The organism is Parcubacteria group bacterium (assembly GCA_041659505.1).
GTDB lineage: Bacteria > Patescibacteriota > Minisyncoccia > Moranbacterales > UBA2206 > UBA9630.
On record JBAZYF010000001.1, the window covers coordinates 14,146 to 28,843 of the forward strand.

Here is a 14,698-nt window from a genome sequence, read left to right on the forward strand (position 1 = left end):
ACTAAAAACTAAAAATTAATTCCTTTATTTTCTTATTGTCACATATCCCCATTGCGGGTTTCCATGAAATCAGCTTAGCATTTTCATCAAGCAAATTATCGATTTCGGCATTTAGATCAATTTTCAAAAAAGTAGCCGCACGAACCAGCTGAAGAATCAATTTCTTTATCTTTATCTTTCTTTTAGGATAATTATCACTACTAAATTCATACCCATCGCTAACGATTGATTGCAATAACCTCAAAACCTCACACATAATATGGATAGATGTCAAATCTCTATTTTTGCTTAATTTCAAGATATAATCATACAAAGGGAAGATATGATCACAATGAAACACATCTGGATAATTATTGACCGCCATGAGCACTCTTTCTATGCCAATAGCACACCCACCAAAGAAACCCTCCATCCTTTCAACGTCTTCAAGCTGACCATTTTTGTTTAATTTTGTTTTTAAGTTCAAAAATTCAAATGTCCCCACCTCAAGCAGCCCATTTTCCTCCGACTTAATAAATATCTCATTCCTATGCCCAGCATAAAATTCAAAAGGGAAAAAAGTTAGCACGAAAGTATGTGCGGTATCATCGGGAATTAGTTGCTGCTCTAAAAGCCCAAGCTTTCTAAGTATAGCGGGGGTTCTGTCATCTGGGGGCAATTTTTTATTTCCATATTTTTTATTGCCGCTTAAAGCCTCCAGAGTGTTGCCTGAAAAATAACTCACATATATCCTCCGAGGGTCAATCTTTAAAATTTCTGTAAGAAAAGCAAAAGCGCTCTCTATGCTTTTTTCTCTTATGCCATCTCCGTGCGAATTTGTCGTTATGTGAATTCCACCAATATCACTCATTTCGAAAACCATCAGATGCTTAAGAGATTTCTTCTTAACCTCTTTATGAAAATCAGAAATTCGAACACATGGCTGAGAAACGGAGCATGACCAATTTTTCTCAATCGGAAGATACTTGCCAAATTTTCTCATAATTGGCTCTTCGCCGATGCTATAGTTAAAATCACCAGCAAACGTATTATTAACAAAGTGAGAGCGACTAATCTCGGATATACCCTTACTCTTTGATAAAAACCGCGTCTTCTTTTTCAACTCTTTATAGGTAAGCATTTATTTTCAGTTATATTGAGTATTCTAGCTAGCAGTCATTATACCAATGATTGCTAGCTAAATCAAACAAGGGTGTTTTTTTGATCGCGATAAAGGCCATCGCTTAAAAAAAGTTTCTGTTTGGAAATATATCTCCAATAAACCTGTGGATTAGCCGCAATCTTTTGCATAATAAAATCGTTCATTTCATCAAAATATTTGCTATCCACCCCACTGGCCCTAATTACACAAGGAACATCAAATTCCATTTCGGACTGCTCAATTTCGATAGCATATTCTAATCGCCTCAATTGAAAAAGTGTGTTTGGATTTAGATAAAGTTGCTTCACTTGAAAGAAAAAAGGATCGAGGCTTAACGCATAACAAACTGTTTTCTTACACCATTCGACAGAATCCCCAGGGAGTCCAATAATGACATCCAGATACAACTCGATATCATATTTATACAACCACTCACGTATTTGGCTAAAATACCCGACATCAATTGTCCGCTTCATATAATGTTGTAATTTTGGATTGATAGTTTGTAGCCCAATCTGAATATATTTGACATTGAGCTTAGCCAGAATTTCCACCACCTCTTTATCAATCGTTTCCGGTCGAGCCATTATTGTAAGACATATCCTCTCCATGCTAGGGTTCACCATAAGGCGATTCTCAAATTCCTTCTCAAATTCCAACAAGCGCTGCTTAGAATAGAGAAAGGCATCATCCAAAACAAAGAATCGATACACACCGAATTGATCAAATAAATATTCCAGCTCATCATAAAAACGTTTTGGTGAAAAATAGCGCACTTTTTCAAATTTTACACTACGAGAGCAATAAAAACAGCCAAAACTACACCCGCGAGATGAAACCAGAAAAGCCCTAAAAGAATTCCCTAATCGTGCCTGGCAGTCTTGGATATGAGCATCAAAAACGTGTTCCAGGTAGGGTGATGGGATATCATCAAGATTATCCGCTAAACTGCACCGCTCCCTATCCGATTCTTCCCTGAAATTTTCCTGATAAGTTTTCATAGAATAGCACACACCCGGAACGCGCTTGCGCTCTAAAATATAACTAAGCTGGCAAAAAGCACGCTCGGGATCCCCGTTGATAATGCAGTCGGCATAGTTCTCATCCAATATATTGCGCATCTGATCAATCTGAATCTTATGACTCTGTAGGCCAATAAATAATCCTTGGTGACGCCGACGAAGCTCTTTCATGACAGATTTTGCGCGACCAAAGGCAAAGACTTTGCTCCACAGAACATTTTCTATGAATAAAAAAACTGCGTCCGGATTTTGGTGCCCTATGAGATCGACGTCTTTTTGGATTATTTTTTTTCGTATTTTTCCTCCCCCATCCTCCTCCCCTTTTGTAATTTCATAACTCAATTGAACAATTTCAAATTCGTACCCGGAAAGAAATTTTTGATTTAGAATAGCAATAACATACCCAATGTCTGTTGGCGTATAATCGATTTCTTTTGGCGCAAAATAACAAAACACTATTTTCTTTTTTTTCATATAGCTCGCATCACATCATCAATCCACTCGCGATAAATATACCTCCTTTGTGCATAGTTACATTTAAATATCCGAACTGGAAACTTCAAATTTAGTCCTATCATTAAATATTTATCCGCTTTACCCCATTCAATGCCAATCTTACCAGTAGCCACAAGTTAAATCAAGTTTTTGTAGCATCCCATTTGACATATGCGCTCGGGGTAAAAAGACTTGACAATTATCCAATTTAGTGTATACTCCTCAATAAGTAACACTGTTCTCTAACAACAATCAATAGCAGGTGTAAGGAGGTTTTATGCAAAAAGGGCGTATTTTCGCGATTTTTCTGGCTATGGTTATGGTATTTTCGGCTGCCATTTTGGCCGCAGGAGAATGTCCTGTTGTTTTTTCAGTCAATCCTCCCTCAGAATTAATTCCAGGTTTCATGCTACAGCCCGGATTCATCACGGGTCCGGCCGAAGAAATGGAGCTAGCGGTCGAAATACCGGGACTTCCCAGTATCGACAAGTTGCGTATTGTTTATGTCAAGTGCTTTGGTGGGGAAAATCCCCAGCACTGGCAAGGGACAAATGTCGTTTGGCACATGGCCGAAGACTATTGGCCCATTGGTGGGTTCGTAGCCGTAAAAGGGAACGACTCGGACTTCAATACAACTTCGGTTTATCATGAAGCCTATCAAGTCGCCTTTCTACGCGCACTGTGTGAGTCCGGCGTCAATCTGCCGAAAATCCTATTGAAAGAAAACGGCAGAGAAGGCCACTTCTGCATCGGAAAGGAAGTCTGGGCATTCACACAGGTGGATGCCGCCATTGCCACAGTCGGAACAATCCGCGGTGCCAAGGTTATCGGAAAGCCTGAACTGATCCAGAAACGCTTCAATAGTGTTCTGGGGATGACGGGGGAAGATGCCGTGCCATATGAGCTTGAGAGAGAGCTCATCCAAAAGGCCGGCAAAAATCCCGACAAGTATCTCGAACTCGTGAGAGCTTTGATGGGACAGCTCGTCAAAGATGCTCCGAAAACCACCTAGGGAGGTGTGTATGAAAAATAGTCTGTTCTTATTGGCAATCATCGCCATGATTTCCATTGTGGCAGCTGGGTGCGCAACCGCACCCAAAACCCCTATGACTCCTGAGACTATCAAGAAGATCACAATGGGCGGAACAGATTTCAGTTCGCCATATCCATGCGTAAACCTGATAGTGAACAAATCAACTGGCATTTATCGGGTGAAATGCAGGTCGAAGGACTCCTGGGAAAATTTCATAAAATTTAACTCTGAACAAGAGGCGATAAGTTTTATGGATAAGGCGCTTAGTTCTCCTGAGATCAAGGTAGACGAAGAGCAAGCAATAAGGATTTGCAATGATCTCTACAATAAATAACCCACACGATCCGCCCCGGGCACAACAATGTGTACCGGGGCAATTTTTATTTCCAAAAATTGGACAACCCTGCTTTTACTGATATAATTAAACCAAGCTTAAAAACAAACAAAAAAAACCTCCTTCGTCCCGCCCTGGCGGGGCTACGGTATCACGACGCCAAAGGCTACTGCCGACGGCGTGCGAGTCAAAAAAAATTATGCAAGAAATAAAAACCGAAAAGTTCAGCTGGATCGATTTCGCGGAGCCCAATGCCGATGATATCTTAAAGATCCAAAAAAGATTCAAGCTGCATCCGTTGGTCGTGGAAGAGTTTTCCACTCCAACACTCCGACCCAAAGCGGCGGAATATGACAACTGCGTCTATCTCGCCATCCACATTCCGCTCTACGACTCCGAAAACAAAACTACCTACCCGGGCGAACTGGACATTGTTATTTGCGAAAATACCCTCATCACTTCGCACGATGTGGAAATCTACCAACTGAGCGAATTTTTCAACGAGGTCAAAAAAAACAAGAAAAAACGCGAACTCTACATGAGTCAAAGCCCGGCAGCGCTTTTGCGCTATCTACTTGAAATGCTTTTGGAATCCTGCTTTCCGCGCTTGGATCATATCTCCAAAAAACTGGATTTCGTAGAAAAAGAAATTTTCGCCCAGCATGAAAAAGAAATGGTCTTTGAAATTTCCCTAGTCAAAAGAGACATCCTGAACTTTCGCCGCACCATGAAACCGCAAAAAAGCGTCTTTGAATCATTGACGCAAGAACACAAATTCATCGAACGTGAACTGCGCCCCTACTTCCAAGATCTCATCGGCACCAATATCCGTATTTGGAATATGTTGGAAAGCGCCAAGGAAACCATCGAGTCACTGGAAGCCACGAACAATTCCCTCCTTTCCAACCAGCTCGACATGACCATGAAAGTGCTCACGATTTTTTCCGCCGTAATGCTCCCAATGACCGTCTACTCCAACATCCTAGCCATGAGCGCGGACATTCCGTTCGGCAAAAACCCCAATGCGTTTTGGATCCATCTCAGCATCATGTTCGCCCTCTCCCTGGCAACGATCACTTTTTTTAAGGTCAGGAAGTGGCTGTAGCCTCTAAATTTCTAATTATTCTAATTAACCTAATTAGTCTAAGAAATTTTTGTTAATTAGTTTTTGGGATTTATTTAGATCAATTAGAATAATTAGGTCAATTAAAAAATACCAGCTTCCATAAAATACAGAATATGAAACTATACAACACCCTCGCCCGTACAAAGGAAGAATTCAAACCGATCCATGCCGGCAAGGTCGGTTTTTATACTTGCGGCCCGACCGTCTATGACTATATCCACATCGGCAACATCAAATCCTACATGACCGCCGACACCTTGCGCCGCTACCTTAGTTATCTCGGCTATGAAGTCCGCCACATCAAAAATATCACCGACGTCGGCCACCTGACTGATGACGACATCGCCCAGGGCGATAGCGGCGAGGACAAGATGGAAAAAAAAGCACTCGCCGAAAAAAAATCCCCTGCTGAAATCGCAGAATTTTATGAAAACTATTTCCGTGAAGTAGAAAAACAGATCAATATCCTGCCCGCGCATTTTTTCCCCCGCGCTACCGCCCACATTCCCCAAATGATCAAAACCATTACCGGCCTCATAGAAAAAGGTTTCGCTTATGAGAAAAACGGCAATGTTTTTTTCAGCGTCAAAAAATTTCCCGCCTATGGAAAACTTTCTGGCAATACTCTGGAAAATTTAAAAGTCGGCGCCCGGCTCGAAGAACATCCCGACAAGGAGGATTCTTGGGATTTTGCTCTCTGGCTCCGCGCGCCCAAAGAGCACCTGATGAAATTTGATTCCCCTTGGTCGGTCGGCTACCCAGGCTGGCACATCGAATGTACCGCCATGAGCTCGGAATATTTGGGTGACACCTTCGACATCCACACTGGTGGCGAGGACAATATTTTTCCCCACCACGAAGCGGAAATTGCCCAGAGCGAATGTTTTTCCGGTAAAAAATTCGTCAATTATTGGCTGCACACGAGACTGCTCATGGTCGACGGGAAAAAAATGTCCAAATCTAAAGGCAATTTCTACCGCTTGGACGATGTTTTGGAAAAAGGTTATTCCGCAATGGATCTGCGTATTCTAATCCTTTCCTCACATTACCGGAGCCAGATGAATTTCACTTGGGATTCGATGGAGCAAGCCAAAAGTAATTTTCAAAAAATCACCGCCTGGATCAATAATTTGCAAACCATCTCCGCCGACGCACCAGACGAAAAACCGGAAATCAGCTTCACGCACATCTACCAAAAACGTTTTGAAGAAGCGATGGATGATGATCTCAATACCCCGCTCGCACTGAGCGTGATCTATGAGCTGATCACAGAAACCAACAAACTACTAACGGATGATAAATTATCCCCCGCCACCGCCAAGGAAATTTTGAATTTTTGGCATCGGATCAATAAAGTGCTGGGATTGGTGATTGCAAGGGTTGTAGTAATTCCGGAAAACATAACAATCCTCGCCGAAAGAAGAAAACAAGCCAGAGAAGAAAAAGATTTTCAACTTTCCGATGATTTGCGCGAAGAAATTGAAGACCGAGGTTATGTCGTGGAAGATTTAAAAGATAATAATTATTCACTCAAGCTAAAATAATATGGATGATTTTTGCGATTGCTCGCAGTGCCCGCATCATTGCGGTGGAGATGAGGAAGAAATAGTCGAGGATGATTCAACTGCTACAGCGCCTGCTGACGACACTGCTAATTCCGAGGAAGATTCCGTAGAAGCTTCTATAGAAGCTTCTACCACAAAAAGCTCATCCGACGCCGAGGCTTTGGCGGGTAAAAAAGTGGACAGTCTCAAAAAGGACATTCTTGATTTAGGCTTTAAACTAGAAGAAACCGGAGACGGAATTCGAGTAACAATGTAATAATTATAATTTCACACCGCCATGTTCGAAGCAGAAACCCAATCCAGTCCATTGCCAGGTCCATCACAGGAATTATTATCAGAGGTACCACTAAAACAAAAAGATGCCGCAGCCTTTATCTGGGATGTCATAGCTGATCTCGACGGAAAAATAGATCCAAAAGACATTCGGGATTTTCGCGATCAAAAAGTTATGGCGGGATGGAGAGAATCTTTTGATAAACGTACGGTTGATGAAAGAACCAAGCTTATCAAGCTTTCAGCGTTCCCTGATGAAAGATTAAACGAATTAGTGAAAATTACCACCGACCCTAACTTTTCTGAAAAATCCATCCCTTCTAAACACGACTTATCAGCGATGCTCATGTTTTTATTCTATATCACTGGAAAAAAGGGATACGAAACTAACATTTAAAATTTAACCCGATAGAGCTATTGTGGCCATATATAGGACTTACGCATTTGCCTGGAAATAATTCTAAAAGCACGGTTTTTCGCTTATTGACTTTCCCTCTTTGGTTTACCAAGAGTCTGAGCATGCTAAAAATCATTACCATGCGAACTTTTCCCAGACAAACGCGTAAGTCCTGATATAATTAAAGATCAAATAAACTTCAAAAGGAACGGATATAGAAATCCGTTCCCATTTTATCTAATGCAAAAATTTTGGCTAAAACTACCCCGTCCCATCCTTGCTCTAGCACCCATGGCCGGCATCACGGACAGCGCTTTTAGGCAGATTTGCCGGGCGCATGGCGCCGATGTGACTTATTCGGAGATGGCAAGCGTCAGCGCGCTGTTTTTTAAGCCTGGGAAGACCCTGGAACTGGTTAGATTCAATAAACAGGAGCGTCCCTATGTCGTTCAACTGTTCGGCAACAATCCGGAACATTTCGCCGTAGCCACCAAAATTATTACCAAAGAAGTCAGACCAGATGGCATTGACATCAATTTCGGTTGTCCCGCCAAAAAAGTTTTCAAGCACGGTTCTGGCTGTGCCCTGATGCCTCAGATTGAACTCGCTCGCAAAATCATCTCGGCTGTTTGTAACAATACTAATTTGCCCGTATCGATCAAAATCCGCGCCGGCCTAAAAAATCTTGATGCCCTGGAGTTTATCGAAAAAACCAAAGACCTCCCCTACTCCACTGTAATGGTGCACGGCCGAACATACGAAGGCGGATTTTCCGGCTCAGTCGATTGGGAAATCATTTCCCAGATCAAAAAAATTATTCCTGAAAAAATTGTCCTAGGCAATGGCGGAATCACCACGCCCGAAAACGCTTTAGAAGTTTTGCAAAAATATCCAGAAATTGACGGCCTCGGAATTGCCAGAGGCGCCTGGGGCAAGCCGTATCTTTTTGAACAAATCAAAAAAATAACTGAGCACTGTCATCCTGAGCGAAGTGGAGCGAAGTCGAAGGATCTACTCACTGGAACCTCCAGTGAAACTACTTCTCGAGTTTCCATGCATTCAGTTTACCCCTTTTCCAAAATCAAAAAAATAATGCTCGAACACGCCAAACTGATTTATGCTGACAAGAACGAAATGGGCAAACTAGAAATCAGAAAGCATCTTGTCTGGTACATCAAAGGTTTTCCTGGTGCCGCCGAACTACGTCAAAAACTGGTTCGCGCCGAAAGTCTTGCAGAAATCAAGGAGATTTTGAAATAAAAATGTGCACAATCATTGCATAAACTGGGCAAAAGTGCAAGTTGCCCATTTAGCTTTCTCTTGATACAATAGGAAAGCTATGGACAAAAACGAATCCAAAGATCTCAAAATGCCCCCTCAAAACATCGACGCGGAAAAATCCGTACTCGGTGCTTTGATGCTGGACAAAGACGCCATTATCCGCGTAGCCAACCTCATCCGCCAAGGTGATTTCTATAAAGACATCCACAATATCATTTTCGAAACGATGCTCGACCTCTATGAAAAACGCGAGCCGATTGATGTTCTCTCTCTTTCTAATCGCTTGGAAGAAAAAGGCCAACTGGATGCTATCGGCGGATCAAGTTATCTTGCCACGCTCGTCAACACCGTTCCCTCCAGTTCCAACGTTTCGCACTATGCCAAAGTGGTGCAAAAAAAATCCACCTTGAGAAAATTAATCGAGACCGCCAGTGAAATTGTTGAGCTGGGTTATCACGAAGAAGAAGACGTCGACAAACTGCTCGACGAAGCGGAACAAAAATTGTTCGCCGTTTCGCAAAAATATATCAAACAAGATTTTGTGCCGATCCGCTCCATTTTGGAAGCGGCCTTCAACCGCATCGACGAACTGCATAAAGGTGATCATCAATTGCGTGGAATCCCGACTGGCTACCCGGATCTCAATAACATTCTCGCCGGTTTCCAAAAATCCGATCTCATCATTTTGGCTGCCAGGCCGAGTATCGGAAAAACTACCCTTGCTTTGGATTTTGCCCGCCTCATCGCGGTCAAAGAAAAAATTCCGATTGGTATTTTTTCTTTGGAAATGGGTTCCGACCAATTGATTGATAGGATGCTGGCCGCTCAATCCGGCGTAGATTTGTGGCGTTTGCGCACGGGACGCCTCAAAACGGCTGAAGGTGACAATGACTTTCAGCGGATCGGGGAAGCAATGGGCGTGCTCTCTGAAGCCCAGATTTTCATTGATGACGCTGGTTCCGCCAATATTATGGAAATCCGTACCATGGCGCGACGCCTCCAAATGGAGCACAACGTGGGCATGATTATCATTGATTATTTGCAACTAATGGAAGGCCGTTCTACTGGCGGAGACAACCGCGTCAATGAAATTTCGGAAATTTCCCGCTCCCTAAAACAACTGGCTCGCGAACTCAATATCCCTGTCATCGCCCTTTCCCAGTTGTCGCGTAACGTCGAATCACGTAGTCCACAAATCCCCAAACTGTCTGATCTTCGTGAATCCGGTTCGATTGAGCAAGACGCCGACATTGTGATGTTCCTTTACCGTGAAGACCGCGAAAAACCAGACACCCCCAACAAAAACATCGTCGAAGTCCACATCGCCAAACACAGAAATGGTCCCGTCGGAAAAATGTCCCTCTATTTCGACGAAGCCTCGACAACATTTAAGTCGTTGGAAAGAGTGCACACGGAGTAAATTTAAAATGCAAATCTCAAAAATCAAAATGACAATGCAAAATTAAAAATTGGTTTTTATAATTTTGCATTTTAAATTGTCATTTTCCATTTTGATTTTTTAATTTTTCATTTATTATGTATCCCAAAAGTTTCAAAAAACTAATCGATAACTTCGCAGCCCTGCCGTCGATCGGTCCTAAAATGGCCGAACGTTTAGTCTTGTTCCTCTTTAAAGAAGACAATCAAAAATTGTCCGATTTTGCCAAAAGCCTGGAAGATTTCAAAAAAAATCTCCGCCACTGCAAAAAATGCTGGAACATCAGTGAAGAAGAATACTGCTCAATCTGCCAGGATAGCTCCCGTGATCAAGGCACAATTTGTGTCGTCGAAGATGCGCTGGATGTTTTCGCCATTGAAAAAACCAAAAAATATACCGGACTCTACCATGTCCTGGGCGGAGTTTTGAGCCCCCAAAAAACCGTCGGCTCAGAAAATCTACATCTCAAAGATCTGGAAAACCGAGTAGAAAAAGAAAAAATCACTGAAGTAATCCTCGCCATGAACCCCACGACCGAGGGTGATGCTACTGCGCTCTATATCACCAGAACCCTAAAAGACAAGGGAATAAAAATCACCCGCCTAGCAAGAGGCCTTGCCACCGGAGCTGACATTGAACACGCTGATGAGTTGACGCTTAGCTCATCACTGGCTAATAGAAGAGAAGTTTAAAAAAACTCGGATTCAGTCCGAGTTTTTTAGTGTTATTTTTTGCCAATTTATTTTGTGAATTTGAATGATGAAATAATTCGCTTATCGTTTTCGGTCAAGCTATTTTTATCCTTATCCATAAAACTAATAGTGTAATCAAATCCATTTTTAACCACAGAAATATGATACGCTACACTAAAGTCACCGCTGTCACTCTTCGTAATACTTTCCATTGCAACTCCTCCTGCAAAATTTATTTTTGTGCCCTTAGGCAATATGCCATTGTCAGTATCATAACTAACGTAGACATACGCCGGCGATGATATGCGACTGACGCTTTGCTCTTTTGTTAAAATACTAATACTTCTTTCTTCATCTTTTTTAACAACAAACCCTGCGGGATATTTAAATTCAAACCCATGTTGTGCATCAGTATAGGTTTGCCAATCTGTAGACGACACCACAGCATCATCAGCATCATTTTGATCGGTGAATTTGAAAGTGGAAATAATTTGTCTAAATTTTCCAGCTTCCTTAGGATCATAAGAATACCCTACCGACATTGCATCGCTGATTACAATTTCTCCCTCAATAGAATCCTTCTTTTCACTTCCATCACTATCCATAAACTCCTTTGTTCCAATGTTGTAGGATTTTCCATCAATAACTACACTTTCCCCAGGAAGATCTTTTATTTCAGTGCCGATCCCAATTCCCGTTCTGATTGGAGGACAATCAGGGGAATTTAAAATAGAGATAAGAATAGTTCCAAGGGAAAAATGGATACAAACACCGTATGCACTCTTCAGTCCACCAACGCCTTGATCTTCGCTAACAATGCCTGCTGAAGGATACCTAAATTCTATTCCCTGTTTATCATTTTTATAATTTTTCCAATCAGCGGGTATGTTAGAAGGGATTACTTCCTCTGACTGAGCCACAACTGATTGCACCGGTGCTTTTTTAACCGGAGCCGGCATTACTGATTGAGTCGCATTGTCCGGCATATTTTTCTCATACTGCCACACAAACGCTCCAACAGTAATCGCGATAATCACAATCACAATTGTTCCCAGATGGGTGGGAATTTTTTTGTTGTCCATTTTTTTATTTTTTAATCTTATCACATCTTACTTATATCAAAAAAATATACATCTGTCCAATTTACAAAACAAAAAACTCGAGCCATTCTAGCCCGAGTCTTTTTTATATCCTAAAGAAAACCTAAGCAATCTTAGTAATCTCCACTTCTGTAAAGATTTGGCGGTGTCCAAATTTTACCTTGTATCTTTTCTTAGCTTTGAATTTGATGCCGGTCACCTTGTCGCCCTGCTCGGTGCGCAGGATCTTGCCTTCCACTTTCGCGCCTGTTAGAAAAGGTGTACCGACCTTGATCTCTTTTTCATCGCCCACAAAAAGCACCTCTGGGAAAACAATCACGCTGTCAATCGCGTCTTCCAGCTTTTCAACCTTAATTTTGTCTCCGACTTTGACTTTGTACTGCTTGCCGCCGGTTTTGATAATTGCCAACATAATAAAATATCGCTAATGGATTAAAGCTTTAACTTAGCTAATATAGCGCATTTATCGCCTCCTGTCAAATCTCATTCCTCAAATTTGAAAGTCGCCAAGATCTTGTTGGCATTTTCAACCGTTTCCTCTCCCAGCTCCACCCGCAGTACATTCTTCTTGTCCGTGCTGATGGCGAAATAGCCCGCCTTACCGCAAGCTATTGTGCCAGAATTTGGATTGACATATTTCATCTCATAACTCGCCACCTTCAAAGTTGAATCTGTCATCGTGCAATTCGTCCGCTCTTTTTCCGAAAATTCCGCATTATACCAGGCCTGCAAATCAGTCTTATCTTTATTATCAAAAACTCGAAACTTCCAAGTTTTATCGTTTTGAGAAACGCGGATCAAATCTCCACTCGGAACGACTTGAGCATCGGCAGGATATTTGAATTCAAAAATATTTTCTGCCTCCTCGTAGACTTTCCAATCCGCCATATCATCTGGTGTTTTTCGGGAAGTAGGATCGATTGGATCATCATTTTTTTTGACAGAAGGATCAGGAATTTCCGGAGTAGTATTTTGCATTTCGGACGGCATAGTCGTTTCACTACCGATTGGCGATGTAGCCGGGACAGGTGGAACGCCTGATGTAGCTGCCGTGGCCGGAGCAGTTGTGGCCGGGGTAGCTACAGTTGTTTTTTTTATTGGAACAATTTCTGCATTTTTTCGTATCTGATCAAAAGCTTCACTGTCTCCAGAGCCAAGAATATGCCAAAAAATAGCGCCAAAAAAAATGATGACCAGAAAAAACGTTCCAACTAATAAAATCTCTTTGTTGCGAATCATACAAGAATTATACCATCAACTGCCAGACTAGACAAAAACTGAAAATCCCGCTAATATCTAGCTATGGAAAGATTCAAACGTACCCTATTTTTTTGGTCATTGGTTCTCATTTTCTTCATAATTACCCCCATTATCGTCCTGCAGGCGCGCGGTTATCGCTTCGATTGGCACCGGGGTGTTTTTGTCTATAGCGGAACGATTTCCTTCAAATCCAATCCACAAAACATCGTCGCCACCCTGAATGGCAAAGTCAATGACACAGCGAGTCTCAACCGGATCAACAGCTCCTTTAATCTCTCTGGGCTGATCCCGGATGATTATGAACTGCAAATTTCCGCCCCGGACTACTATCCTTGGGACAAAAAAATCGACGTCCATAGTGGAGTTTCCAGTGAATTTTGGAATGTCGTGCTTACCAGAAAAAATTACACCCGCACTATTTTCGACCAAACGGATGGGATTGATAAGTTTTTTACCTCGCCCAAAAATCAATCCGTCGCCTTCACGACCAACTCTGCTCAAGGCCTGTCCGTAAAAGAACTAACTCTTGGCAACAAACTTGTAACTGCCAGCTTCGATCTGCTAGGCTGGAAACTTTTTTCCGAAGACAAAAAAGAAAATATCGAATGGTCACCCGACGAAAATTATCTCTCTGTTCCGGTGGAAAAAAATACGCCCGTCACTTCCAGTTCCAGCGACAGCGAACAGTCATCTGCATATCAAATTATCGATCTGACGAACAATACTGTCACGAATCTTAATACCTTTTTAGGAAAAAATAATCTCCGCTACGTCCGCTGGGATCCCAAGGAAAAAGGCTACCTCTTTTTTATCGAAGGTACATCACTCTTCCGCGCTAATATTACTGATGCGACAGATATTGTCCAAATTGCGAGCGATGTGAGCGCCTACGATTTGTCCTATAACGGCGTCTACTTCGTCCAAACACCGAATAATCTTGTTTTCAAAACCAGCCTGGACGGGAAAACAGAAAAAGTTCAAATCACCGAAAGCTTCCCCGATGCCAGCAACCCCATCATCACCAGAATTACCGTCTATGACGAATCACGCATCGCCTTCCTAGGCCAAAACAAAAAACTTTTTATCTATAACAAAGGTGACCGCGATGAATATTTCCGCTCTCTGGATGATCAAGTGGAAGAGATGCATTTCTCCAATGATGGAAAAAAATTGCTTTTCTATAGCACTAATGAAATTTCTGTCTACTACACACGCGACTGGACCGTCCAACCAATCCGCAATGAAAATGACCTGCAAAACATCACGCGCTATTCGGAAACACTCAAAAATGTCCAATGGTACAAAGACTATGAGCATATCATTTTTAGCGTCGGAAAATATACCAAGATTATCGAACTCGATGCTCGGGATCATCGTAATTGCCTAGACCTTATCAGCACCGAACTAGATTCACCCTTCGTCATCCACAACAATGGCCTGGAAAAACTCTTTTTCACGGACAACAAAGATGGCGCGACTTTCCTCAACTCCGTCACCTTCCCCGAAGCCACGCCAATCCTCGGCATCGGTGGAGCATAAAA

General features: G+C 42.2%; 15 protein-coding genes. 10 read left to right on the forward strand and 5 right to left on the reverse strand.

Annotation, left to right across the window (positions count from 1 at the left end; translation table 11 throughout):
* Position 1: 1 nt before the first annotated feature.
* On the reverse strand, positions 2–1,120 hold the full coding sequence (locus WC848_00060) for a hypothetical protein (protein ID MFA5961065.1): 1,119 nt from the start codon (positions 1,118–1,120) through the stop codon (positions 2–4).
* Positions 1,121–1,182: 62 nt separating this feature from the next.
* On the reverse strand, positions 1,183–2,637 hold the full coding sequence (locus WC848_00065) for a radical SAM protein (GenBank protein ID MFA5961066.1): 1,455 nt from the start codon (positions 2,635–2,637) through the stop codon (positions 1,183–1,185).
* Positions 2,638–2,935: 298 nt separating this feature from the next.
* Here WC848_00065 and WC848_00070 point away from each other — a divergent pair, with 298 nt between their 5' ends.
* The 9 genes from WC848_00070 to recR all read left to right on the forward strand — a co-directional run bounded on the left by WC848_00070 (position 2,936) and on the right by recR (position 10,797).
* The gene (locus tag WC848_00070; protein ID MFA5961067.1) at positions 2,936–3,670 is read left to right on the forward strand and encodes a hypothetical protein; all 735 of its coding nucleotides are present in this window, start codon (positions 2,936–2,938) and stop codon (positions 3,668–3,670) included.
* Positions 3,671–3,680: 10 nt separating this feature from the next.
* Positions 3,681–4,025: a hypothetical protein gene (locus WC848_00075; protein MFA5961068.1), complete on the forward strand. Its 345-nt coding sequence runs from the start codon at positions 3,681–3,683 to the stop codon at positions 4,023–4,025.
* Positions 4,026–4,224: 199 nt separating this feature from the next.
* Complete coding sequence (locus WC848_00080) at positions 4,225–5,130, forward strand: magnesium transporter CorA family protein (GenBank protein ID MFA5961069.1); 906 nt, start codon at positions 4,225–4,227, stop codon at positions 5,128–5,130.
* Positions 5,131–5,264: 134 nt separating this feature from the next.
* On the forward strand, positions 5,265–6,695 hold the full coding sequence (gene cysS, locus WC848_00085; GenBank protein ID MFA5961070.1) for a cysteine--tRNA ligase: 1,431 nt from the start codon (positions 5,265–5,267) through the stop codon (positions 6,693–6,695).
* Between the two features lies 1 nt (position 6,696).
* The gene (locus WC848_00090; GenBank protein ID MFA5961071.1) at positions 6,697–6,972 is read left to right on the forward strand and encodes a hypothetical protein; all 276 of its coding nucleotides are present in this window, start codon (positions 6,697–6,699) and stop codon (positions 6,970–6,972) included.
* Positions 6,973–6,993: 21 nt separating this feature from the next.
* Positions 6,994–7,386: a hypothetical protein gene (locus tag WC848_00095; protein MFA5961072.1), complete on the forward strand. Its 393-nt coding sequence runs from the start codon at positions 6,994–6,996 to the stop codon at positions 7,384–7,386.
* 240 nt (positions 7,387–7,626) lie between these two features.
* Positions 7,627–8,646 (forward strand): tRNA-dihydrouridine synthase, encoded by a 1,020-nt coding sequence (locus WC848_00100; GenBank protein ID MFA5961073.1) that lies wholly within the window; start codon positions 7,627–7,629, stop codon positions 8,644–8,646.
* A gap of 79 nt (positions 8,647–8,725) precedes the next feature.
* Complete coding sequence (gene dnaB / locus WC848_00105) at positions 8,726–10,087, forward strand: replicative DNA helicase (protein MFA5961074.1); 1,362 nt, start codon at positions 8,726–8,728, stop codon at positions 10,085–10,087.
* Between the two features lie 113 nt (positions 10,088–10,200).
* Complete coding sequence (recR, locus tag WC848_00110) at positions 10,201–10,797, forward strand: recombination mediator RecR (protein MFA5961075.1); 597 nt, start codon at positions 10,201–10,203, stop codon at positions 10,795–10,797.
* A gap of 47 nt (positions 10,798–10,844) precedes the next feature.
* Here recR and WC848_00115 read toward each other — a convergent pair whose 3' ends face one another.
* The 3 genes from WC848_00115 to WC848_00125 all read right to left on the reverse strand — a co-directional run bounded on the left by WC848_00115 (position 10,845) and on the right by WC848_00125 (position 13,136).
* The gene (locus WC848_00115; protein MFA5961076.1) at positions 10,845–11,879 is read right to left on the reverse strand and encodes a hypothetical protein; all 1,035 of its coding nucleotides are present in this window, start codon (positions 11,877–11,879) and stop codon (positions 10,845–10,847) included.
* 121 nt (positions 11,880–12,000) lie between these two features.
* Entirely contained in the window at positions 12,001–12,309 is a 309-nt protein-coding gene (rplU, locus tag WC848_00120; protein ID MFA5961077.1) for a 50S ribosomal protein L21, read from the reverse strand.
* Between the two features lie 71 nt (positions 12,310–12,380).
* Positions 12,381–13,136, reverse strand: coding sequence for a hypothetical protein (locus tag WC848_00125; GenBank protein ID MFA5961078.1), 756 nt, complete (start codon positions 13,134–13,136; stop codon positions 12,381–12,383).
* Positions 13,137–13,199: 63 nt separating this feature from the next.
* Here WC848_00125 and WC848_00130 point away from each other — a divergent pair, with 63 nt between their 5' ends.
* Positions 13,200–14,696, forward strand: coding sequence for a hypothetical protein (locus WC848_00130; protein ID MFA5961079.1), 1,497 nt, complete (start codon positions 13,200–13,202; stop codon positions 14,694–14,696).
* The last annotated feature ends 2 nt before the right edge of the window (positions 14,697–14,698 follow it).

Excerpts from the sequence above, each read along its gene's own strand:
- WC848_00075 (MFA5961068.1), top strand. The coding sequence starts at position 3,681 with ATGAAAAATAGTCTGTTCTTATTGGCAATCATCGCCATGATTTCCATT.
- WC848_00130 (MFA5961079.1), top strand. The coding sequence starts at position 13,200 with ATGGAAAGATTCAAACGTACCCTATTTTTTTGGTCATTGGTTCTCATT.
- WC848_00080 (MFA5961069.1), top strand. The coding sequence starts at position 4,225 with ATGCAAGAAATAAAAACCGAAAAGTTCAGCTGGATCGATTTCGCGGAG.
- WC848_00095 (MFA5961072.1), top strand. The coding sequence starts at position 6,994 with ATGTTCGAAGCAGAAACCCAATCCAGTCCATTGCCAGGTCCATCACAG.
- WC848_00060 (MFA5961065.1), bottom strand. The coding sequence starts at position 1,120 with ATGCTTACCTATAAAGAGTTGAAAAAGAAGACGCGGTTTTTATCAAAG.
- WC848_00115 (MFA5961076.1), bottom strand. The coding sequence starts at position 11,879 with ATGGACAACAAAAAAATTCCCACCCATCTGGGAACAATTGTGATTGTG.
- WC848_00090 (MFA5961071.1), top strand. The coding sequence starts at position 6,697 with ATGGATGATTTTTGCGATTGCTCGCAGTGCCCGCATCATTGCGGTGGA.
- WC848_00070 (MFA5961067.1), top strand. The coding sequence starts at position 2,936 with ATGCAAAAAGGGCGTATTTTCGCGATTTTTCTGGCTATGGTTATGGTA.
- WC848_00125 (MFA5961078.1), bottom strand. The coding sequence starts at position 13,136 with ATGATTCGCAACAAAGAGATTTTATTAGTTGGAACGTTTTTTCTGGTC.
- dnaB (MFA5961074.1), top strand. The coding sequence starts at position 8,726 with ATGGACAAAAACGAATCCAAAGATCTCAAAATGCCCCCTCAAAACATC.
- cysS (MFA5961070.1), top strand. The coding sequence starts at position 5,265 with ATGAAACTATACAACACCCTCGCCCGTACAAAGGAAGAATTCAAACCG.
- WC848_00100 (MFA5961073.1), top strand. The coding sequence starts at position 7,627 with ATGCAAAAATTTTGGCTAAAACTACCCCGTCCCATCCTTGCTCTAGCA.
- rplU (MFA5961077.1), bottom strand. The coding sequence starts at position 12,309 with ATGTTGGCAATTATCAAAACCGGCGGCAAGCAGTACAAAGTCAAAGTC.
- WC848_00065 (MFA5961066.1), bottom strand. The coding sequence starts at position 2,637 with ATGAAAAAAAAGAAAATAGTGTTTTGTTATTTTGCGCCAAAAGAAATC.